This is a genomic window from Galbibacter marinus, from assembly GCF_000300875.1.
Classification (GTDB): domain Bacteria; phylum Bacteroidota; class Bacteroidia; order Flavobacteriales; family Flavobacteriaceae; genus Galbibacter; species Galbibacter marinus.
The window spans coordinates 1-21,721 of record NZ_AMSG01000005.1; the positions used below are offsets into that span (position 1 = coordinate 1).

A 21,721-nucleotide genomic window follows, 5' to 3' on the forward strand; every position below is an offset into this window, starting at 1 on the left:
GAAAATAAATTGAAAAAAGATTAAAATGCTTTAATACACTCCGAAAATCCCCTTATCCAATTGATGAAACATCTTCATGAAAGACTCCAAACCCCACAACTTCACCAGAAAAGGACAACTAAAGTAAGTAAAAAAAATGTTTCGTGCAACTTATTTATCTGGGAATGAGATCCTCCCCCACTTATTAGTTAGTGCAGCGTAGTCAAAATCCAAGGCAGAAGGCTGCCTTTCTAAAGAACCATTGGCAAATCCACGTTGTAAAATATCTTCAATTAGATAATCTTCCAATACACTTTCTGGGTGGTATTCCTCTTTTAAACTAATATCAAACATACTAGCCGTTGTATTATACCAAAAGGCTCTCCACCCACTTTTAAGCTCCTTAACCAGATCAAAAGTCGTCACTCCTGTTTGGCGATGGATGAGCTTAACCAAAATCTGCCCTTCAGTTCTAGTGAGCTTTTTAAGTTCTGCAGTAAACTCCTCCTCTATATATCGTTGAATAATTCTAGTATACCTACGTTTATCTGATTTTCTCTCTATAGTAGCAAGTCGTTTATTGAGTTCGGTCAATCGTTCAGATGCCAACTTCGAATAAGGATATACCTTTTTGGTTTTTCTCCTTAATATCGAATACAGAACTCTATCCTTATAGGATGCAAAACGCAGCGGTTGAGATAACACTACAGGCGCCAGCTCAATAGTCTTTTTAGGAATGGAGTCTCCATCAAAGAAATAGTAATACATATCTGAGCTATCCAAAACAGTGTCAGTTGCCACCTCAACAGTATCCTTTTGCTTAGTTTGCGCCCAAAGCATATGGCTACTTACCACCAAAATCGCTGTTAATATACCTCTATTCACAACCTTTATTCACTTCCTTTTTTAATTCGACTCCTTTACACATATATAATACGTATCACAACCGAAATGTAATAACAAATTAGTTCACATCGTTACTCACGATCAAATTTAACGCGTTATTTATGAATCTTACAAGCTAAATGATCAAATTATCGAAATGCACTTTATTAAAAATGACCTTCAACACATACAGTAATCCGAGGATTTTACAAGAGATTTTATAATTATCAGTGCGAATATTAGTATTTTCGTACACTTAAAAATTAAGTCCATGGCAAATAAAAAAATAATGAATAACAAATCTCTAGCTTTTTTAGAGAACTATTTAAACAATGCTTCGCCTACAGGTTATGAATGGGAAGGCCAAAAGATCTGGATGGAATACTTAAAACCCTATGTAGACGAATTTATCACAGATACTTATGGAACCGCTGTTGGCGTAATCAACCCAAAAGCCGAATACAAAGTTGTTATAGAAGGACATTCTGATGAAATATCATGGTATGTGAACTACATCACAGACAACGGTCTTATCTATGTGATCCGCAATGGCGGAAGTGATCATCAAATCGCTCCTTCCAAAGTGGTACACATTCATACTAAAAAAGGGGTTGTAAAAGGTGTTTTTGGATGGCCAGCTATCCACACCCGATCAAATGAAAAAGAAGAAAGTCCTAAACTGGAAAACATTTTCGTAGATATAGGTGCTAAAGATAAAGAAGAAGTTGAAAAATTGGGAGTACATGTTGGGTGCGTTATAACCTACCCTGATGAATTCTTTGTAATGAATAAAGATAAGTTTGTCTGCCGAGCTATTGATAACCGTGCTGGTGGATTTATGATCGCAGAAGTGGCCAGGTTACTTCACCAGAACAAAGTGAAACTTCCTTTTGGTCTATACATCACCAATTCAGTTCAAGAAGAAATCGGTCTTAGAGGCGCTGAAATGATCACCCAAACCATCAAGCCTAATGTGGCTATCGTTACTGATGTTTGTCATGACACCACAACACCTATGATTGATAAGAAAAAACAAGGTCATACTGAAATCGGAAAAGGACCTGTGATTTCATACGCTCCAGCGGTGCAGAATAAGCTAAGAGAATTAATTATCGATACGGCCGAGGAAAACAAAATTCCATTTCAACGTATGGCAGCCTCTCGATATACAGGAACCGACACTGATGCCTTTGCATACAGTAATGGCGGGGTAGCTTCAGCCTTAATTTCCCTGCCACTACGCTATATGCATACCACCGTAGAGATGGTTCATAAGGATGATGTAGAAAACGTTATTCGACTTATTTACGAATCTTTATTAAAAATCAAAAACAATGAAAACTTCAGTTATTTTAAATAATAATTTTTGGATGAACTAGTAGACATACTTGACAAGCAAGGCAAATCCACTGGAACAAGCTTGCTGAAATCGGAAGCCCACAAAAAGGGGCTATTCCACGCAACAGCTCATGTGTGGATCTATAATCGAAACGGAGAAATTCTCATTCAAAAAAGATCAGGTAATAAAGAGACTTATCCAAACAAGTGGGACGTTTCCGTAGCAGGACATATTTGTGCAGGCGAAGATCCTGTCACTACTGCTATTAGAGAAACAAGTGAGGAAATTGGTCTAAGACTACAAAAGTCCGATCTTTATAAAATTGGCCAGTATCGATCAACAGTCATCCACAACAAGGATTTGATAGATTGTGAGTTCAACCATATTTATTTGACAGAGTTAAAGGTACCAATAGGCGAACTAAGGATTCAAACTACAGAAGTTGCAGCGATAAAATTCATTGACATCAATATCTATAGAGAATCATTAAAAGATTTTTCACTTTTAAAATCCTATGTACCTCATCCACCAGATTATGTAGACCTGGTTATTTCTGCTATTAGAAGACAAACATTGTAGATAAGATGAAAGATAGGGATCTACTCCCTATCTTCTCTCTCACACAATCCTACATAGCTTTGTCCTCAGTGGTGTTTCAGTAAGATTGAGGCTAGTTTTTCAATATTGCCTAACTGAATTAAGTATTGCGCTTCATTGTTTTACTAAGAATATTAATAGTAGCTGTGTCCCATCTCCATGCCCTGAATTTTTTAACTACAAGTCTTATTAGATTCTTCATCTTGGATCTAACCCATGTTTTTATACTACCAATAAGCCTAGTTCTTGATGCCACTTATCTAAACTCTGCAGTAGTTTTATGCTTCTGCAGTTTCCTATGAACTGCTCTGCCATAATCTAAAGCTTTGAACTACTAGGACTTCCTTGACACCTGGCCCCAATAGTTGTCGCTCATGCACACATACATATAATGGTTTCTAAAATTCGAAGGCTTTTCTGTATCTTAGTAAAACAATTAAATTGTTATGAAAAACACCATAGCCGAACGAATTGCGGACTTTTTAAAACGCTTTCCTCCTTTTGACCTGTTAAAACCTCACCAATTATTGGAAATAGCTCAGCAGGTAAAGGTAATATACAAACAAAAGGGTGAATATGTATTTCAGCAAGGAACCCAAGGTCACGAATTATTTTACGTGGTTCATAAGGGCGCTGTAGCTATTGAAAAAACAGAAAACGATCAAGTTAGGACATTGGACAAATGTGACGAAGGTGATGCCTTTGGATTGCGTCCACTCTTTGCAAATGAACATTATAAAATCAGTGCAATAGTAGAAGAGGAATCTGTTTTATACGCCATTCCAATTGAAACATTCAAACCATTAATTAAAAGAAATTACCGAGTCGGGCAGTTTTTAATTGAAAGCTTTGCTTCCAACACTAGAAACCCATATTCTAGAGAGCACAGAGGAAAACTCTATACCGAAGAGGAGGACCAAGAAGAAATCACCCCAGAACTTTTTGAACTTCAACCCGTTAAATTCGTTAAAAACCTCATAAGTTGCAACAAAGGAGATCCCGTATCCGAGGTTGCTAAAATGATGTCTAAAAGAAAGGTTGGATCCATACTGGTTCTTGAGAATCAAATACCAGTTGGAATTGTTACGGATAAAGATATTAGAAACACTATTGCCGTTGGTAAATATCCTATTGATGTAGCTGTTGAAAAAATAATGACTTCCCCAGTGATTTGTTATCAGAAGGGACTTACTATAGCTCAGGCGCAGGTTGCCATGATAAAACACAAAATTAGTCACTTGTGCATTACTAAAGATGGCACCCCAAATACCAAGGCTATTGGAATAGTATCAGAGCACGACATAATCGTGAGTCAAGGAAACAACCCTGCAGCACTTATTAAGGCAATCAAACGAGCAAATAAAAGCAAGTCTCTTAGAGCGATTCGAGAAAGGGTTATGCATTTACTCAGTGGATATATACGACAAAACATCCCGATGACTCATGTCTCTAAAATAATCTTCGAACTCAATGATGCCACCATTAAAAGGGTTATCGAGCGAAGTTTGGAAAAAATGAACGAGCATCCTCCTGTTAAATTTGCTTGGATGTCTCTGGGAAGTCAGGGCCGTAAAGAACAATTGCTCCATACAGATCAAGACAACGCTATTATCTTTCAGGACGTTCCAGAAAGTGAACTCGAAGCTACCAAAGCCTATTTCATCAAACTAGCAAAAATTGCAAACAAAAGCCTGTACACCATTGGGTTTGACTACTGTCCTGCAGATATGATGGCTAGAAATCCAAGTTGGTGCCTTCCTTTGAGTCAATGGAAAGATCAGTTTGAGGACTGGATGGTAAACCCTGAGAATGAAGATATTTTGTTATGTTCTATATTTTTTGACTACGACATCTCCTATGGAGACGTTCATTTGACAAACCAACTAGCAGATCACATTTTCCAATTGAGTGAAAATAATCAAATATTCCTCGCTGCCATGGCATCTGTTTCTCTTAGAAGTCCTTCTCCATTAGGATTCTTCCGTCAATTTCTAATTGAAAGTAACGGAGAACATAAAGATTTCTTTGATCTTAAAAAAAGAGCATTAATGCCCATTACCGATGCAGGTCGCGTATTAATCCTACATCACAAGATCAAAAATATCAACAACACCGCTGAGAGATTTGAAAAACTTGCCTCTTTAGAGCCACAAAACAGTGAACTCTATCTCTCGTGTTCCTATACCGCGAAGGCCTTATTAAAGTTTAGAACCAAACAAGGTCTAATGCATAAGGACACCGGTCGGTTCATTGCACTAGACGCGCTTTCAAAAGAAGAGCGAATAAAACTCAAACGCTGTTTTAAAACCATCAGTGAGGTTCAAGAATTAATTAAATTACGTTTTAAAGTTTCAAGTTTCATCTAATGGCTATGTTCTCATTATTCAAAAAAAAGAAAGAGTATCCAAAATTCTGGACCGACTATCAAAACAAATTCAAAACCAACCCTCCAGAGACCATTGAAGAAAACTCATTCGTAGTCTTTGATACAGAGACAACTGGCCTAGATCTTAAAAAGGACCGAATACTAAGTATTGGAGCATTGAAAGTTCAAGGTAAAACTATCGAAGTGGCCAATATATTTGAGAGGTATATCAACCAAAGTACCTTTAATCCTGAGACTGTAGCTATTCACGGTATTATTAAAAACGATCTAAATCCAAATACCACCGAAGAGGATGCAATTATTGAATTCCTAGAGTATATTGGAAACTCAGTCCTTGTCGCCCATCACATTGCCTTTGATGTTGGAATGATTAACAAGGTATTACACCGAATGGGACTTCCTAGGCTAAAGAATAAAACTTTGGATACCATGTTGCTTTATAGAGCAAGCAGAATTAACTCCAATCTCATTGATAAGGAACGTAATTATTCGTTGGATGAGTTAGCTGAAAACTTGAATATATCGTTAAAAGACAGACATACTGCTGCTGGAGATGCCTATATTACGGCCATCGCATTTTTAAAAATCGTCTCAAGGGTAAGCAATCAAAAAAATGGACGATTAAAAGATTTAATCCGGCTAAACAGATAGCCCAAAATGTACAGATCAAAAAAATATCAGAACAAAGCAAAGTCTTGTTCTGATATTTTTTTTAATATTACTTCGATTTAAGAATCTAATCGATTCTGTTTTCAATTACATGATCAACAATCTCTGGATTCAACAATGTACTTGTATCACCTAAATTGCTAAGCTCATTAGAGGCAATCTTACGCAATATTCTTCGCATAATCTTACCACTTCTGGTTTTTGGAAGACCGCTAACAAATTGAATCTTCTCCAATTTTGCAATAGGACCAATATGGTCGACTATTTGTTGATTAATTTCATTTCGAACGTTTTCCCGATCTCTTGTTTCTCCAACTTCTTTTAGAATTACAAAACCGTATAAGGCATTCCCTTTAATATCGTGTGGAAAGCCTACAATAGCTGATTCCGCAACCGCGGGGTGTTGATTAATTGCATCTTCTATTGGTGCAGTCCCTAGATTATGACCAGAAACAATAACCACATCATCTACCCTTCCCGTAATACGGTAATAGCCTACTGCATCTCTAAAGGCACCGTCTCCACTAAAATACATATTCTCATAGGCTGAGAAATAGGTTTCTTTGTAACGTTTATGATCATTCCAAATAGTTCTAGCCATACCAGGCCAAGGGAATTTCATACACAATCTTCCACTGACTAGATTTCCTTTAATTTCTACTCCATCATCATCCAATAATGCAGGTTGAACTCCTGGAAGTGGTAAAGTGGCATAGGTCGGGATCGTAGGAGTGACATAAGGTATTGGTGAGAGCATAATTCCACCAGTCTCTGTTTGCCACCAGGTGTCAACAATAGGACATTTTCCTTTTCCAATAATATCATTATACCAATGCCATGCCTCTTCATTGATCGGTTCTCCTACAGAACCTAAAACCTTAAGTGAGCTCAAGTCATACTTGGTAACAAATTCAGTGCTTCTTTTTGCCAATGCTCTAATAGCTGTTGGCGCTGTATAAAACTGGTTTACTCTATGCTTTTCAATTACCTCCCAGAATCTCCCAAAGTCAGGATACGATGGTACTCCCTCGAACATAATCGAAGTTGCACCATTGGCTAATGGTCCGTATATAATATAACTATGTCCAGTTACCCAACCTATATCGGCTGTACACCAAAAGACATCATTTTCACGATATTGAAATATATTTTTAAAAGTAAAGGCCGTAAAGACCATATACCCTCCGATGGTATGGACCATCCCCTTAGGTTTTCCTGTAGATCCTGAGGTATACAAAATGAATAAAGGATCCTCAGCATCCATAATCTCAGGCTCACAATCCATAGACGCATTGTCAAGTAGCGGTTGCAACCATTCATCCCGCCCCTGTTCCATGTGAATATTCTCATTGGTTCTTTTTGCCACCAAAACAGCTTCAATAGAATCACAGTTTACTAAGGCTTCATCAACGATTCCTTTAAGGTCAATAGATTTCTTACCTCTATAGGAACCATCGGCTGTTATTAACAACTTACAATCAGAATCATTAATTCTCGTAGAAAGTGCCGTGGAGGAAAATCCTGCAAACACTACCGAATGTATGGCACCAATTCTAGCACAGGCCAAAATCGAAATTGTCAATTCTGGAATCATCGGTAAGTATATACAAACCCGATCTCCTTTTCCAACGCCCTTAGATTTTAGGACATTTGCAAATTTACAAACACGTTCATGCAAATTCTTATAGGTGATATGCACCGCTGGTTGACTTGGATCATTAGGTTCCCATATAATAGCTGGCTTGTCTCCACGGGTTCTAAGATGACGATCAATGCAGTTTTCGGTTATATTGAGCTTTCCGCCCTCAAACCATTTGATCTCTGGTTTGTTAAAATCCCAATTTAGGACATTATCCCATTTCTTTCTCCAGACAAAATGTTCCTCTGCGACTTCTCCCCAAAAACTCTCAGGGTCGCGTACTGATTTTCTATAAACTTGAAAATACTCTTCTAAATGTTTTATGTGGTAATTACTCATGCTCACTAAAGTACTTATTTTGAAACAAATTACCTAATGCAAAGAACTAGGGCTCTATAACTTTCTGCAAGCGTTTTTTTAATAAAACTAAACTAATTCATTGAGAGTCAATCAGAAATAACTCCCGCAGCATTTAGGGCATCTCAAGCAGGTTTTAAGGTGCCTTTTGTCGTTTGTACATATTCATGGACCGTTGGTAGCACGCCTATTGCTGTTTAGAGAATATTTGAGAGATATTCTTAAAGTTTTATAATTCTCAACAAAAAACTATAAAAATCTTTTCAAGATGGTAGTAAATTAGTAATAAAAGGCCAATAGAGGGGTTGATTTAATGGTTTCTAAATGCCTTTTGTACTAACAGCAATGAGCCATCCCATATTAAGAAGGCAATTCCTAAACTCAAACATTTGGTATTACTTGAATATCACCTATAAATTACTTAACTTGAGGCAATTGTAAATATAAATTCACATATGGGAAAAGGAGATGTAAAAACAAGAAGAGGTAAAATTAGCCGTGGTAGCTATGGCGTGCGCAGGCGTAAAAAAATTAAAAAAAGACCGCCAGTTGAAGAAAAGGTAAGTGTCGATACCAAAAAGTAATCTAAAAAAATATAAAAAGTTTGCTTTAGCTTGGGGGATTTATATCACCGCCCCAGGCTAAAGCAATTATGTACCATAACTCCATGATTACCTTACAAAAACAGGCTGATCTTCCCTTTGGGTATACTGTTCACTGTATTGGTACCCATCAGTATTAAACCCTTTAATATCTTCCAAAGTCTGGGCATTGGTATCTACAATATATCGAACCATAGCTCCTCTAGCCTTTTTAGCAAAGAAACTAATTATCTTAAGCTTGTCATTTTTCCAATCCTTAAAAATAGGAGTGATCACAGGCACCTTTAAACTTTTCTCATCGATAGCTCCAAAATACTCGTTACTTGCCAAGTTGATAAACAACTCATCGGCCTCTAATTCATCATTGAGTTTTGCCGTTATTTTTTTCTTCCAAAATCCATAGAGATCCTTGTGTGATCCTACATGAAGTTTGGTACCCATCTCCAATCGATAAGGTTGTATTAAATCAAGAGGTTTCAGCACCCCATACAATCCACTTAGTATTCGTAGTTGTTGTTGTAGGATAGCAAATTTGTCCTTGTCCAAGCTATAGGCGTCCAGACCAGTGTATACATCTCCATTAAAAGCAAATACCGCTGGGCGCGCATTCTGTGAAGTAAAAGGAATTTCAAAATCTTGATTTCTTTTCCAATTTAACTCCGCTAGATTTGCAGAAATACCCATCAGGTCTGAGAGTTTCTTTGGCGTCTTCTTTTGAAGAACCTCATTTAACTTCTGTGACTGTTCTAAAAACTCAGGTTGCGTGTAATCTTTTACAGGAAGTGGACTTTCAAAATCAAGTGATTTTGCTGGTGATATTACGATTTTCATGGTACTGTGATTTTACACTAACAAACATACAACCTTCAACATAAATTAACCATTAAAAACGACCACTGTTTTTGATAGCTTGATAACTTTTATCTATTGAGTCAAAGATCTTGATGCTTGGAATATTGCCGCCATTTCTCCAAGCACTTCTCCATATCTTCTGGAAGTGGGGTTTCAAACCTAAGAAACTTTCCACTCACTGGATGCTCAAACCCTAAAGTTTTAGCGTGTAATGCCTGCCTAGGCAATATAGAAAAGCAATTTTCAACAAATTGTTTGTACTTGGTAAAGGTGGTGCCTTTTAAAATTTTGTCACCTCCGTAACGCTCGTCATTAAAAAGAGTATGACCTACAAATTTCATATGGGCCCGAATCTGATGTGTCCTACCTGTTTCCAGTCTGCAAGAAACCAGTGTCACATATCCAAATCGTTCCAAAACCTTATAATGAGTTACAGCTTCTTTTCCTTGATCGCCATCTGGAAAAACTGCCATTTGAAGTCTGTTTTTTGGATGTCTTCCAATATGCCCTTCTACAACACCTTGATCCTCTTTAAGATCTCCCCAAACCAACGCCATATATTCGCGCTCGCTTGTTTTATGGAAAAATTGTTTGGAGAGATGACTTAACGCATTTTCGGTCTTAGCCACCACTAACAACCCGCTAGTATCTTTATCTATACGATGAACCAATCCAGGTCGCTCATTACTGTTTAACGGCAGGTTATCAAAATGAAAAATAAGCGCATTAATAAGCGTTCCTGAATAATTTCCATGCCCAGGGTGCACTACCATCCCTGCAGGTTTATTCACCACTAAAAGCTCATCATCCTCATACACAATATCCAGGGGGATATCCTCTGGGGTTAACAAATACTCATGAGGTGGATGCTCAAAGAGCACTTTAACCTGATCATTTGCCTTGACTTTATGATTGGATTTTACAGCATGTCCATTTACATAAATATTACCTCCTTTTGCGGCTTGTTGGATTTTATTTCTGGTAGCGTTCTCAATAAAATTCATCAAGAACTTGTCTACTCTTAAAGGTTCTTGTCCCTTTCCCGCGGTAAAACTATAGTGTTCAAAAAGTTCGTCTTGTTGATTGAAATCCTCTTGCTGATTCTCTAACATGCATTCCCCATTTGGTTATTCTACTACAACTCCAGCCTTGTTACCATTTCCGCAGACCAATTCAACTTCTGTGGTTTTTGGCAATTGAAAACCTGGAAGTATATTTTCATTTTCATATCGAACATAATACACCATGTCCTTACCGATTTCATTGATATAAGTAACTTTACCAACATTAAGACCCACGGCCTTAAGCATGGATTCAGCATTTCTTCGCGTAACTTGAATAACATTAGGAACACTAACCTTTCTGTATCCAGAAGGATTGATGGTCAAATATATTTTTCTACCTTCTTTTACCTCCTTATCAGCTTTAGGGTTTTGCTCAATGACCGAATACCTAGGATAATCAGGGTTGAAGTTTGTAGAATCTAATACACTGTACTTAAGATTCACCTTATCCAAAGTCTCCTCTACCTCACGCAGGGATTTTTTAGATAAATCAGGCACTATCACGAATTCACCGTGATTGGTCATCATTTTTAAAACTTGTAATGCCAGTAGCACCAAAACTATTAAAGCCACAACGGCTAATATAATCTGCTTTAAGAAGGTTTTGCTGGTCAAAAATCTTATTAGGCTCATCTAGTATTTTTTTTTGGAAACACAACCTGTTAATGACGGTTATATCTCGATTGTGAAATTATTAAAAACAGTATCACCAACATGGTTGTAACTCCCTTCAAAGCCAATGTATTATAAAGAACTTAAAATCCTTATAATTCAACTAGTCATTGGGCTTTTTATCTTAATAACGGTGACAAATATACAACTAATTTCTAGTTCGAATAGTATTTACAACCCAAGCAAATATTAAACATTTTTGTTTAAATTCAATGGAGTTGGAATTTTAAATCACATTGAATCACAAAAGATTAGATTACAAAGTTATACCCCTAGAATTGAAACCAATAGTGCTATTCTAACCGTAATCTACAAATTAGTTTAAAAAGCCTAGCAGTCAATTAAGCTATCAGATTGCAATTTAGAAGGTTTTGAATATAATACATTTATGAAGTTATTTTTTATAGGAAATATAAATATAAAACTTTAAATAAATAACTTTACACGTTGATAAACTCTAAATTCCAATGAAGAAAAATATAGGTATTGCCATGGGAGGATATTCTTCTGAATATCAAATTTCGCTAAAAAGCGGACAGGTTGTATGTGATCACCTCAGTGATGAGTTGTATGAGATTTATCCGTTGCATATTTTAAAGGATAAATGGGTTTGTGTAGTGGATAATAAAGAGTACCCAATAAACAGAGGCGACTTTACAGTTACCATTAACGATCAAACCATCTCCTTTGATTGTATCTTTAATGCCATACACGGTACCCCAGGAGAGGACGGTCACCTTCAAGGTTATTTAGCTATGTTAAACATCCCTCATACCTCCTGTGCAATGTACCAGGCAGCGCTCACTTTTAACAAAAGAGATTTACTAGCAACCCTGAAACCATTTGGGATTAAATCAGCAGCTTCATATTACCTAAATAAAGGTCAAAATATTGACACCAAACTTATCTGTGAGAAGGTAGGTCTTCCTTGTTTTGTAAAGGCAAACAAGGCGGGTTCTAGCTTTGGCGTCACCAAAGTCTATAAAGAAGAAGAACTAACACAAGCCATTGAGGTCTCACTTAAAGAAGATGATGAAATTATCATCGAATCTTTTTTGGACGGAACCGAAGTTTCTGTTGGAGTGATCCGTTACAAAGGCCAGTTGAAAGTTTTACCTATTACAGAAATAGTATCCGAAAATGATTTCTTCGACTACCAGGCGAAATACGAAGGAAAATCTCAAGAAATCACCCCAGCAAGAATCAGTGAGCAAATGGCCGAGACCGTTTCACAGATTGCAAAAAACATCTATGAGGTTCTTAATATGCAAGGCTTTAGTCGAAGTGAATTTATCTTTGTAGATGGATATCCTTACCTTTTAGAAATGAATACCATTCCGGGGCTTACCGCCGAAAGTATTTTACCACAACAAGCCGCAAAAGCTGGTATTTCCCTAGAAGATCTATTTGGCAATGCTGTAGAAGAAGCATTAAAAATAGGTAGAAAGTTCTAATTTGCTATATTTACACTTTAACTTATAAATTTAACCCAAGATGCGTAAGGCCATTTTTCCAGGATCTTTTGATCCTATTACCTTAGGACACTACGATATTATATCCCGTGGTATTACGCTTTTTGATGAAGTGGTGATTGCCATTGGCATCAATGCAGAAAAAAAATATATGTTCTCCTTAGAGCAGCGCAAAGAATTCATTGAAAATGCTTTTAAAAATGAACCTAAAATAAAGGTAATGACTTATGAGGGCTTAACGGTCGATTTTTGTAAAAAAATAGATGCCCAATTTATCCTTAGAGGACTGCGCAACCCAGGAGATTTTGAATTTGAAAAAGCCATTGCTCACACCAATAGAAAACTATCTGAAATAGAAACTGTTTTCTTGCTTACCTCATCAGGAAAAAGTTATATTTCATCATCCATTGTTCGTGATGTAATTCGAAACAATGGTGATTATACAGGCCTTGTCCCAGATACAGTGAATTTTAAAAACAAACCCTAAATAAGAGATAAACCTACCTACTATATGATTAACCTACCTTTGGTTGAACACTGCCCAACCCCAATGGCTGTGCTCAACAAAAATAAAGAGCTTCTGAAAACCTCAAGAGGTTGGAATGTTTTATTTAAACATCCCATAATGGTACCATATAACGAATTACACTTTAGTGAAACCCTACCTCCTTCATTAGAACAAACTCGTAAGGCACTGTTAGACTACATACCTGGCCAAGTGTTAAACGGGGAAGACTCCTACCTCGATAACCAAGGATGCCTTAAATGGATCTCATATCAAATTTATGACACCCCTGAGCAAATCGTAGTTAACATACAAGACATTACACTCCATAAGGAGAATCACAACAATCACTACTTTAGAAATCTTCTAGAAAAAAATGCACAAATTGGATCCTGGCACTATGACATTGAAAATGACCTACTTCATTGGTCCTCTATCACTAGGTCCATTTATGAAGTTGACATAGATTATACGCCTAGCTTGCAGGATAGCTTTTTATTTTTCAAACCAGGGCAACATCTCGATCAAGCTCTTAATGCCATCAACCAGGTTCTCACAACGGGTGATCGGTTTGACTTAGAGTTACAGATAACCACCAATAATGGGAAAGAAAAATGGATCCACTTTGTTGGAGAAAAAGCATCAAATTGTCCAAGTTCTAATACCATTTATGGCACAGTACAAGATATAAACAAGCAAAAGAATACTGCCCTTAAGATCGCTCTTCAAGAAAAACAATTAAAAAGCACCAAGCGGTCAATGCTTGAAAATAAACGCTTATTTACCAGCATCTTTAATTCGACGTTTCAATTTACTGGGTTTTTAAACCTTAAGGGGAGACTTATCGATGTGAACAAACCCGCTTTAAAATTCGCTGGTGTAGAAATAGAGGACGTTCTAAACAAATATTTTTGGGACACCTATTGGTGGCAAAGTTCGAAGAAGGAGCGGCGCAAACTTCGCAAAAGTATAGCCAAGGCTGCCAAAGGAAAATTCGTGCGCTATGAAGCGAAGATCCTAGACAAGGATCAAGTCCCTACCTATATTGATTTTTCGTTAAAACCAGTATTAGATGAAAATAAACGCGTTGTCTTTTTGATTTCTGAAGGTCGTCTAATTCAAGAAATGGTAGAGGCAAGAAAAAAACTAAGTGAGAGCGAAAAGTTACACCGTATGCTTTTAGAGCACTCCCCTACTGGACTGGTGTTAAACGACGCCATGTCAGGAGAATTTATTGAAATGAATGGTTCCTTTAAAAAAAGCATAGGTTATATTGAAAAAGAACTCCATGATCTTACACACCCCGATGTGATTCCTAAGGCGGATAAGACAAAAGAATTGCGGGTTTTAAAGGCGGTACTGGAAGATGGAATTTACGGGCCTTATCAAGGAGAATACCTTCACAAGAGCGGCACACCTGTTGCTTCATTAATCACCCGAGTGCTCATTACCAATCACGATGGAAAAAAACTCATCTGGTCCGTAGTACAAGACATCACTCAGCTACAAGAGAAGGAGGCAGAACTTTTAGAACTAATTAATGTAGCGAGTGAGCAAAACAACCGTCTTCTTAATTTTGCGCATATCGTTTCTCACAATCTGCGCTCCCATGCTTCCAATTTCTCCATGCTTATTGAACTCCTAGGTATCGAGGAGGACATCTTTAAAAAAGTTGAAATTATGGAGATGCTCAATACAGCCTCAAAGAATATGTTGGAGACTATTGCAAACCTCAACGAAATTATCGCTATAAACACCAATTTAAACATAAAAACTGAGGTGGTTAATCTTCGTCACCAGATTGATGAAGCCTTCACCAATATTAGTGAGCTCACCAAAAGTGCTTTTGCCGAAATCGAGATCAATGTACCTGATGATGTTCAAATTAATGTAGTTAAAGCCTATCTAGAAAGTATATTATTAAATATATTTACCAACGCCATTAAATATAAATCACCAATGCGCTATCCTAAAATAACGATTGATTATCAAGCTACTAAGGGATATTCCATTATCACCATAGCAGACAATGGCATAGGAATTGATTTAGAAAAACACGGGCACAAATTATTTGGGATGTACAAGACCTTCCATGGAAACAGAGATGCAAGAGGGATCGGTCTTTTTATAACCAAAAACCAGATTGAGGCCATGAAAGGAAAAATCGAAGTGGAAAGCACGGTAGATCAGGGCACTAAATTTAAAATCTATTTTTATGAGAACTATTAATGCTATATGTCTAATCGACGATGACCCTATCACTATCTTTAGTGTTAAGAAACTCATAGAAATCACCCAGATCTCAGAGACTGTACATTGTTTTCACAATGGGCATGAAGCTCTGGAATTCTTCAAAAGCCTTGAGAATGAAAGTGAGCCAGAGTTGATTTTATTGGATTTAAACATGCCTATTGTAGATGGCTGGGAATTTATGGATGCATACAGCAAGTTAAACTTAAACACCAACATTGTTATCTACGTGATGACCTCTTCCATTAATCCTTCTGATGCTAGAAAGGTTGAGCAATACAACCAAAAATTTCCCTTTCAGGTAAAACATCTCATTAAGCCCATTAATAAGGATAAATTACTAGCCTTGGCCAAAGAATCCACCACTACCTAGAATTAGCGGTTTTAATTTCACATAATTTACAGTCAATACTTTCTAGGTTTTTCACTAAGTTTGAGCGCTTGTTTTGCCCATTTTTTAAAAAGTAGTTTTAGTGAGCTCAATTTAATAAAGGCGAAACCTCAGGTTAAACAAAACGCCACAAAAACCACATGAAAAGATATATCTTAATATCCTTTAGCCTAGTCTGCTTCGGGAATGTTTTTGCTCAAAACAATGAATTCACAACCGTATTTGAGCAGTCTAATGCCAAACAAACTGCAACCTATAATCAGGTAATCGATTTTTACACTCGGCTCTCAGAGGCTTACCCCATGATTAAAGTAATCGAAAAAGGAGATACTGACGCTGGGCTCCCCTTGCATTTAATTCTATTAAACCCCGATCAAAACTTTAATATCGACCAGGTCAGGAAACATAAAAGAGTTCTTCTGATAAACAATGGCATCCATCCAGGAGAACCCGATGGAATTGATGCTACAATGATGCTTTACAGGGATATCGCTCAGGGTAAAATTAAATCTCCAAAACACACCCTTTTAGCCACCATACCAATTTATAATATCGGAGGTGCCCTGAATCGAAACAGCCATAGTAGAACCAATCAAAATGGTCCTATGGAATACGGATTCCGAGGAAACGCTAAAAATTATGATCTGAATCGCGACTTTGTCAAGAGCGACTCTAAAAATGCATTTGCCTTTGCAGAGATTTATCACGAATTAAAACCTGATGTGTTTATTGACGATCATGTGAGTAACGGTGCCGATTATCAATATATATTAACCCATCTCTTTACTCAACACAACAAATTGGGCTCCTATAGTGGAAGATACCTTAACCAAGAATTAAAACCAGCTCTTATAGCATCTTTAAAGAAAAAAGACTACCACATGACCCCCTATGTCAATGTGTTTAATCAAGTTCCAGAAAAGGGCTTTGCACAATTTTTTGACTCTCCAAGATATTCCACTGGATACACCACTCTTTGGAATACTCTTGGGATGATGGTAGAGACGCATATGTTGAAATCTTATGACAAACGGGTTTATGGGACTTATGAACTAATCAGTAGTATGATTGATATTATAGAAAAGGATCATTTAAAAATAAAACAAGTAAGAAGCAAAAGTCAAGAAGATTTTAAAAACAGAAAAACTTACCCTGTAGCCTGGGAGCTAGTAAAAGATACGGCCACTATACTGGACTTTAAAGGTTTTCAAGGTCAATACATCCCAAGTGAGGTAACAGGTCTAACGCGCCTTAAATATGATCGAAGCAAACCCTTCACTAAGCCAGTTAAACACTACGACACCTACAGAGCAGTTAAGACAGTGGATATACCTAAGGCATATTTGATTCCAACGGCATGGAATCAGGTAATCGAGCGATTAAAAGTAAATCAGATCGAAATGCAGCTCATAAACAACACTGAAGAACTAACAGTTGAGGTCTATAACATAAAAGACTATGAAACGGTAAAATCTCCCTATGAAGGTCATTATTTACATAAAAATACTCAGTTAAGTACCACCATTGAGCAAATCACAATAATTCCTGGTTCCTATTATAGGGTTCCAACACAGCAAGCCGGAATTCGCTATATACTAGAAACCTTAGAGCCTGAGGCTGTAGATTCATTTTTTAATTGGAATTTCTTCGATACCATCTTACAGCAAAAAGAAGGGTTCTCTCCTTATGTATGGGAAGATTTGGCATTAGAGTTTCTAAAGGAAAACCCATCAATTAATAAAGCCTTTGAGGCTAAAAGACAAACCGATACTACCTTTGCAAATAACTGGTATCTTCAATTAGATTGGATTCACAAAAAGTCACCCTACCATGAAAAAGCGCATTTGCGATATCCTATCTACAGAATACCGTAGAACAGCTTTTAAAACAATGCTTTAATATTTTCGTAAGAATTATTTAACAGCTCTGGAATTTGGTGTTTCGGACGCCATTCTGCGAGGACGATATTCTCATCCACTTGAGGAACCAATTTTCCTTGGTAAGCAGTATGCATCGAATACCAATAGGTTTCTTTTAATTTATAGGTGCCATTTCGTTTAAAAATATGATAGGTCTTTTTTAAAAGCGCATCTATTTCAAGGTCTTTTACACCCGTTTCTTCTTCCACTTCTCTAATGGCAGCATCCTCAATTGCTTCTCCTTTATCAACCTTACCTTTTGGCAAATCCCACTTATCATTTCTGTAAATAAAAAGTGTATCTTGATTCTTATTTACAACCATTCCCCCGGCAGCAACTACTAAGGGAACCTTTTTACAGAATTTTTTAAACAGGGTGGATTTATCCTTATAATAAATATGAGCGCATTTTATTTTACCCTTATTGAGCTGTGTAATAACATCGTCAATATCAACCGTTTCAAGTAGGAAGAGTTTAAAACCCTCTTCTTTGGAGATTTTGTTGGTTAAAATAATCCGATGTTCATTAACAAAAACTTCATACATTTGCATCATGGTTTTAGACAAAGATACCGCCAAGAAAACAGCAGAACTTCTATTGCAAATTAATGCAATAAAGTTGAATCCAAAAAATCCATTTACATGGGCCTCTGGATGGAAATCTCCTATTTATTGTGATAATCGTATTGTTCTTTCGTTTCCACCGATTCGAAATTACATTAGAGAACAAATGGCACACCAGTTGGAGGAACATTACGGAAAGCCTGATGTTATTGCAGGAGTAGCAACCGGAGCTATCGGTATAGGTATGCTTGTTGCAGAGTACATGAGCCTTCCATTTGTATATGTTCGACCTGAGCCAAAAAAACACGGGCGCGGCAATCAAATTGAAGGTTTCCTAGATCGAGGGCAAAATGTAGTGGTTGTAGAAGATCTTATCAGTACTGGTATGAGCAGCTTAAACGCCGTAAAGGCTTTAAAGGAACACGGAGCCGCTGTCAAGGGAATGATTGGGATTTTCTCCTATGGATTTGATGTTGCCTCTGAAAATTTTAAAACTCAAAACACTAATTTAATCACTTTGAGTAATTATGATCATCTATTGCAACAAGCCTTAGAGACCAAATACATTAGCGACTCGGATTTAATGACCCTACAACAGTGGAGATCCAATCCGCAAACTTGGAAATAAACATAAGTTATCATGAAATTAGAAACTCCAAACAAAAGCATAAATAAGTCTTCCAAAGAATTGTATGAATTTCTAGAAGATGTTAAAAACTTTGAAAAGCTGATGCCTGAGAACATCAGTAAATTCGAAATTCTTGGTGAAGATAAATTCCTATTTGCACTTAAAGGAATGCCTGAAATCGTGCTAAAAATGAAGGAGAAGACTCCTTATAGCAAGCTCGTTTTAGGTTCAGCTAGCGACAAAGTTCCTTTTACACTAACGGCAAACATCAATGAAGTGTCAGAAAGCACCTCTGAGGTGAATTTGGTGTTCGAAGGAGAATTCAACGCAATGATGGGGATGATGATTAAAGGCCCTATTACAAACTTCATCAATACTCTTTCCGATAATATGACAAAAACGGTTTAATACTATCATCATTATTTGATGTGGTGCGTTTAAATTCCCTGATCTAAGGACTTGCTACTTGCTCAGGCATCGTGAAAATATTAAGGCTAATCGAATTTTACGCACCTCTACTTTTTTACTTTCCATTGTTAAACATAGCACAGCGATATGTTGATCTATCCTTATGAGTAAAAATCCGCCGAATTCTATTTTGAATTACCTAGTTGGTCAATCACATTTTTAACCTCTTGTTCTTTTGATTTAGGATAAATCAAAAGTTTATCATCGCGATCAATTACAATATAATCGTCTAAATCACGGATCACTACGATCTTTTCTTCTGAAGCATGAACCATATTACCGTGGCTATTCTCTAATTTAGCTTGGGCGCCAATAATGACATTTTGCTGTTGATCTTTTTCTAGTTCTTGATAAAGAGATCCCCACGTACCTAGATCATTCCAATCAAAATTTGCTGGTAGCACATAGATATTCTCTGAGCGCTCCATTATCGCATAATCAATAGAGATCTTTTCAAGTTCAGGGTAAGCGCGCTCAATGAATTCATCCTCCTTATCAGTGTTAAGCACTTGATATCCTTGTTCCAACTGCTGATACATCTTAGGTTGAAATTTCTTAAATGCACCCAATACACTTTCCACATTCCAAATAAATATCCCTGCATTCCATAAAAAATTACCTTGGGCTAAAAAGGATTTCGCTGTCTGATAATCTGGTTTTTCTCTAAACTGTTCTACCTTCTTTATTGGCTGATCTGACTTTTCATATTGTATATATCCAAAGCCTGTATTTGGGAAGGTAGGCTTAATCCCTAGGGTCATCAATACATCGTTTTTTTGACAATGGTCAAAACACAATTGAAGATCATCTAAGAACTTCGTTTCATTTTCGATCCAATGATCACTTGGAGCCACTACTAAAACAGCATTCGGATCCATCTTTTTAATCTTCATGGAAGCATATAAAATACAAGGTGCAGTATTACGCATCGCAGGTTCTAATAGAAGTTGATGATCCTTCACACCTTCGAGTTGCTCTTTCACAAGTTCTCCGTACTGTGCATTTGTAAGTATCAAAATATTTTTACTTGGGATCATCCTTTTCAACCGCCGGTAAGTCGTTTGAATAAGGGTCTCCCCTGTACCTAAAATATCGTGAAATTGTTTAGGTAATTCTGAGGTACTTAAGGGCCAAAATCTCGATCCAATACCTCCTGCCATTAATATTGCGTAGTAGTTACTATTCATCAATCAATTACTAATTAATTCAACTTCAGCATTGGGTTGAAACAAATACACTTTTCCAGTGGCCATTTCAACGCATTCATAACGCTTAGTAAGTTTATTTCCCTTCTTATAAATCTTTCCATTATGCAATCTAAAAACGCTGCCAGTAGGGAGTTCAAATATATAATTTTTATCAGTACTCGGGTCATATTCTTTCAGTGCAATAGACAAATGAGCATCGGTATCACTACTAGCGGTAGGGTTCCTAAAATGCCTAGCGAGAAGAGGCAGCAATGTGGGCGGGAACACGCTTGGATTTATAAAAGGAAGCATGAGTTTTTGAAAGGTTCTCTTCCATTCTATCCCATGTGGTTTAATTCTCCTCCCATGGTTTTCGAAGGCTGCTAAATGGGCAATTTCATGAATAAGTGTCATTAGAAAACGGTACTTGTTTAAGTTCGAGTTAACCGTGATCTGATGACTACCATCAGGGTACCTCCTATAATCACCATGACGAGTCACCCGCTGATTGACAATTTTAAGATGGACATGATTTGTCTTAATTAAGTCAATACAGGGATCAACTGCTCTCTCAGGAAGATATTTCAGTAAAACATCCCTCATAGAAAAACAATTACGGGGTACTATTACTTACCTGGAGCATTTTACCATTGTAAAACTGATGCCCTGAGAGTGAAAAATCAGCAATATACTTTGCCATATCCCATGCTGAAGTATTTACCTGAAAACCTGGAAAAGCTTCCTCTAACATTTCTGTTTGCACTGCCCCTAAGGCCAATACATTAAAACAAGGCCCAGATTCCTTATATTCTTCAGCTAAAAGTTCTGTTAGGGTAATCACAGCACCTTTTGATGAACTATAAGCTGCAAGACCGGGGAACTTTACACTGCCTTGAACCCCACCCATACTACTGATACTCAACACATGACCATCTTTAGGCATATAGGGGATTATAAGCTGAGTAATACTAGCAAGTCCAATGATATTAACATCATAAACTTTTTTAAAATCTTCCCTGCTCAGCTCTGAAAATGGCTTATTGATTAATGCACCTGCATTATTAATTAGTACATCAACACTCCCCCAATGATTTTTAATAAAGCCATCCAATATGGTTAAATCCTCCTCTTTACGAAGATCAAAATCAATTGCATCAACGCCATCAAGGGCTAATTCTTTCACAGGTTTTGAATTCCGTGAAAGCGCTAACACCTTATGCCCTTTTTCGGTTAAGATTTTAACCAATTCTAATCCTATGCCACGGCTACTCCCCGTAACAATAATATGTTTAGCCAT

Annotated in this window: 21 protein-coding genes; 12 read left to right on the forward strand and 9 right to left on the reverse strand. The window is 37.0% G+C overall.

Annotated features, from left to right (window positions below):
- Nucleotides 1-150: 150 nt before the first annotated feature.
- Nucleotides 151-864 carry a DUF4294 domain-containing protein gene (locus I215_RS05440; protein WP_008990962.1) on the reverse strand — a complete coding sequence of 238 codons (714 nt, stop codon included), beginning with the start codon at nt 862-864 and terminating at the stop codon, nt 151-153.
- A 271-nt stretch (nt 865-1,135) separates the two neighbouring features.
- Here I215_RS05440 and I215_RS05445 point away from each other — a divergent pair, with 271 nt between their 5' ends.
- The 4 genes from I215_RS05445 (at nt 1,136) to I215_RS05460 (ending at nt 5,837) form a co-directional block, all read left to right on the forward strand.
- Nucleotides 1,136-2,224, forward strand: a complete 1,089-nt coding sequence (locus tag I215_RS05445) for a M42 family metallopeptidase (RefSeq protein ID WP_008990963.1) — start codon at nt 1,136-1,138, stop codon at nt 2,222-2,224.
- Between the two features lie 6 nt (nt 2,225-2,230).
- Nucleotides 2,231-2,782 carry an NUDIX hydrolase gene (locus I215_RS05450; protein ID WP_008990964.1) on the forward strand — a complete coding sequence of 184 codons (552 nt, stop codon included), beginning with the start codon at nt 2,231-2,233 and terminating at the stop codon, nt 2,780-2,782.
- Between the two features lie 464 nt (nt 2,783-3,246).
- Entirely contained in the window at nt 3,247-5,166 is a 1,920-nt protein-coding gene (locus I215_RS05455) for a DUF294 nucleotidyltransferase-like domain-containing protein (protein WP_008990965.1), read from the forward strand.
- 5 nt (nt 5,167-5,171) lie between these two features.
- Nucleotides 5,172-5,837, forward strand: a complete 666-nt coding sequence (locus tag I215_RS05460) for a 3'-5' exonuclease (protein ID WP_040459912.1) — start codon at nt 5,172-5,174, stop codon at nt 5,835-5,837.
- A gap of 85 nt (nt 5,838-5,922) precedes the next feature.
- On the opposite strand, the gene acs is transcribed toward I215_RS05460, so the two are convergent.
- The gene (gene acs / locus I215_RS05465) at nt 5,923-7,833 is read right to left on the reverse strand and encodes an acetate--CoA ligase (RefSeq protein ID WP_008990967.1); all 1,911 of its coding nucleotides are present in this window, start codon (nt 7,831-7,833) and stop codon (nt 5,923-5,925) included.
- Between the two features lie 473 nt (nt 7,834-8,306).
- Between acs and I215_RS15850 the strand changes: the two genes are divergently transcribed.
- Nucleotides 8,307-8,435 carry a 30S ribosomal protein THX gene (locus tag I215_RS15850; protein ID WP_008990968.1) on the forward strand — a complete coding sequence of 43 codons (129 nt, stop codon included), beginning with the start codon at nt 8,307-8,309 and terminating at the stop codon, nt 8,433-8,435.
- An 87-nt stretch (nt 8,436-8,522) separates the two neighbouring features.
- On the opposite strand, the gene yaaA is transcribed toward I215_RS15850, so the two are convergent.
- The 3 genes from yaaA to I215_RS05480 all read right to left on the reverse strand — a co-directional run bounded on the left by yaaA (nt 8,523) and on the right by I215_RS05480 (nt 11,002).
- Nucleotides 8,523-9,284 carry a peroxide stress protein YaaA gene (gene yaaA / locus I215_RS05470; RefSeq protein ID WP_008990969.1) on the reverse strand — a complete coding sequence of 254 codons (762 nt, stop codon included), beginning with the start codon at nt 9,282-9,284 and terminating at the stop codon, nt 8,523-8,525.
- Nucleotides 9,285-9,385: 101 nt separating this feature from the next.
- Nucleotides 9,386-10,417 carry an RluA family pseudouridine synthase gene (locus I215_RS05475; protein ID WP_008990970.1) on the reverse strand — a complete coding sequence of 344 codons (1,032 nt, stop codon included), beginning with the start codon at nt 10,415-10,417 and terminating at the stop codon, nt 9,386-9,388.
- A gap of 15 nt (nt 10,418-10,432) precedes the next feature.
- The gene (locus tag I215_RS05480) at nt 10,433-11,002 is read right to left on the reverse strand and encodes a PASTA domain-containing protein (protein WP_008990971.1); all 570 of its coding nucleotides are present in this window, start codon (nt 11,000-11,002) and stop codon (nt 10,433-10,435) included.
- Nucleotides 11,003-11,508: 506 nt separating this feature from the next.
- Between I215_RS05480 and I215_RS05485 the strand changes: the two genes are divergently transcribed.
- The 5 genes from I215_RS05485 to I215_RS05505 all read left to right on the forward strand — a co-directional run bounded on the left by I215_RS05485 (nt 11,509) and on the right by I215_RS05505 (nt 17,533).
- Entirely contained in the window at nt 11,509-12,495 is a 987-nt protein-coding gene (locus I215_RS05485) for a D-alanine--D-alanine ligase (protein WP_008990972.1), read from the forward strand.
- A 40-nt stretch (nt 12,496-12,535) separates the two neighbouring features.
- A complete protein-coding gene (gene coaD, locus I215_RS05490) occupies nt 12,536-13,000 on the forward strand; it encodes a pantetheine-phosphate adenylyltransferase (RefSeq protein ID WP_008990973.1) in 465 nt (154 codons plus the stop codon).
- A 24-nt stretch (nt 13,001-13,024) separates the two neighbouring features.
- Nucleotides 13,025-15,247, forward strand: a complete 2,223-nt coding sequence (locus I215_RS05495) for a PAS domain-containing sensor histidine kinase (protein WP_008990974.1) — start codon at nt 13,025-13,027, stop codon at nt 15,245-15,247.
- Complete coding sequence (locus tag I215_RS05500; RefSeq protein ID WP_008990975.1) at nt 15,234-15,641, forward strand: response regulator; 408 nt, start codon at nt 15,234-15,236, stop codon at nt 15,639-15,641. The genes I215_RS05495 and I215_RS05500 overlap by 14 nt, the downstream gene beginning before the upstream one ends.
- 158 nt (nt 15,642-15,799) lie before the next feature.
- Nucleotides 15,800-17,533: a M14 family metallopeptidase gene (locus tag I215_RS05505; RefSeq protein WP_008990976.1), complete on the forward strand. Its 1,734-nt coding sequence runs from the start codon at nt 15,800-15,802 to the stop codon at nt 17,531-17,533.
- Nucleotides 17,534-17,541: 8 nt separating this feature from the next.
- On the opposite strand, the gene I215_RS05510 is transcribed toward I215_RS05505, so the two are convergent.
- Nucleotides 17,542-18,123 carry an NUDIX hydrolase gene (locus I215_RS05510; RefSeq protein WP_040459913.1) on the reverse strand — a complete coding sequence of 194 codons (582 nt, stop codon included), beginning with the start codon at nt 18,121-18,123 and terminating at the stop codon, nt 17,542-17,544.
- Nucleotides 18,124-18,130: 7 nt separating this feature from the next.
- On the opposite strand from I215_RS05510, the gene pyrE reads away from it, so the two are divergent.
- Together pyrE and I215_RS05520 are read left to right on the forward strand one after the other, a co-directional pair.
- Nucleotides 18,131-18,769, forward strand: coding sequence for an orotate phosphoribosyltransferase (pyrE, locus tag I215_RS05515; RefSeq protein ID WP_008990978.1), 639 nt, complete (start codon nt 18,131-18,133; stop codon nt 18,767-18,769).
- A 12-nt stretch (nt 18,770-18,781) separates the two neighbouring features.
- Nucleotides 18,782-19,177, forward strand: coding sequence for a hypothetical protein (locus I215_RS05520; protein WP_008990979.1), 396 nt, complete (start codon nt 18,782-18,784; stop codon nt 19,175-19,177).
- Nucleotides 19,178-19,362: 185 nt separating this feature from the next.
- On the opposite strand, the gene I215_RS05525 is transcribed toward I215_RS05520, so the two are convergent.
- The 3 genes from I215_RS05525 to I215_RS05535 are packed head-to-tail and all read right to left on the reverse strand — an operon-like array spanning nt 19,363 to nt 21,721.
- The gene (locus tag I215_RS05525; RefSeq protein WP_008990980.1) at nt 19,363-20,424 is read right to left on the reverse strand and encodes a mannose-1-phosphate guanylyltransferase; all 1,062 of its coding nucleotides are present in this window, start codon (nt 20,422-20,424) and stop codon (nt 19,363-19,365) included.
- A gap of 3 nt (nt 20,425-20,427) precedes the next feature.
- Nucleotides 20,428-21,027 carry a SprT-like domain-containing protein gene (locus tag I215_RS05530; protein ID WP_008990981.1) on the reverse strand — a complete coding sequence of 200 codons (600 nt, stop codon included), beginning with the start codon at nt 21,025-21,027 and terminating at the stop codon, nt 20,428-20,430.
- 10 nt (nt 21,028-21,037) lie between these two features.
- The gene (locus tag I215_RS05535; protein WP_008990982.1) at nt 21,038-21,721 is read right to left on the reverse strand and encodes an SDR family NAD(P)-dependent oxidoreductase; all 684 of its coding nucleotides are present in this window, start codon (nt 21,719-21,721) and stop codon (nt 21,038-21,040) included.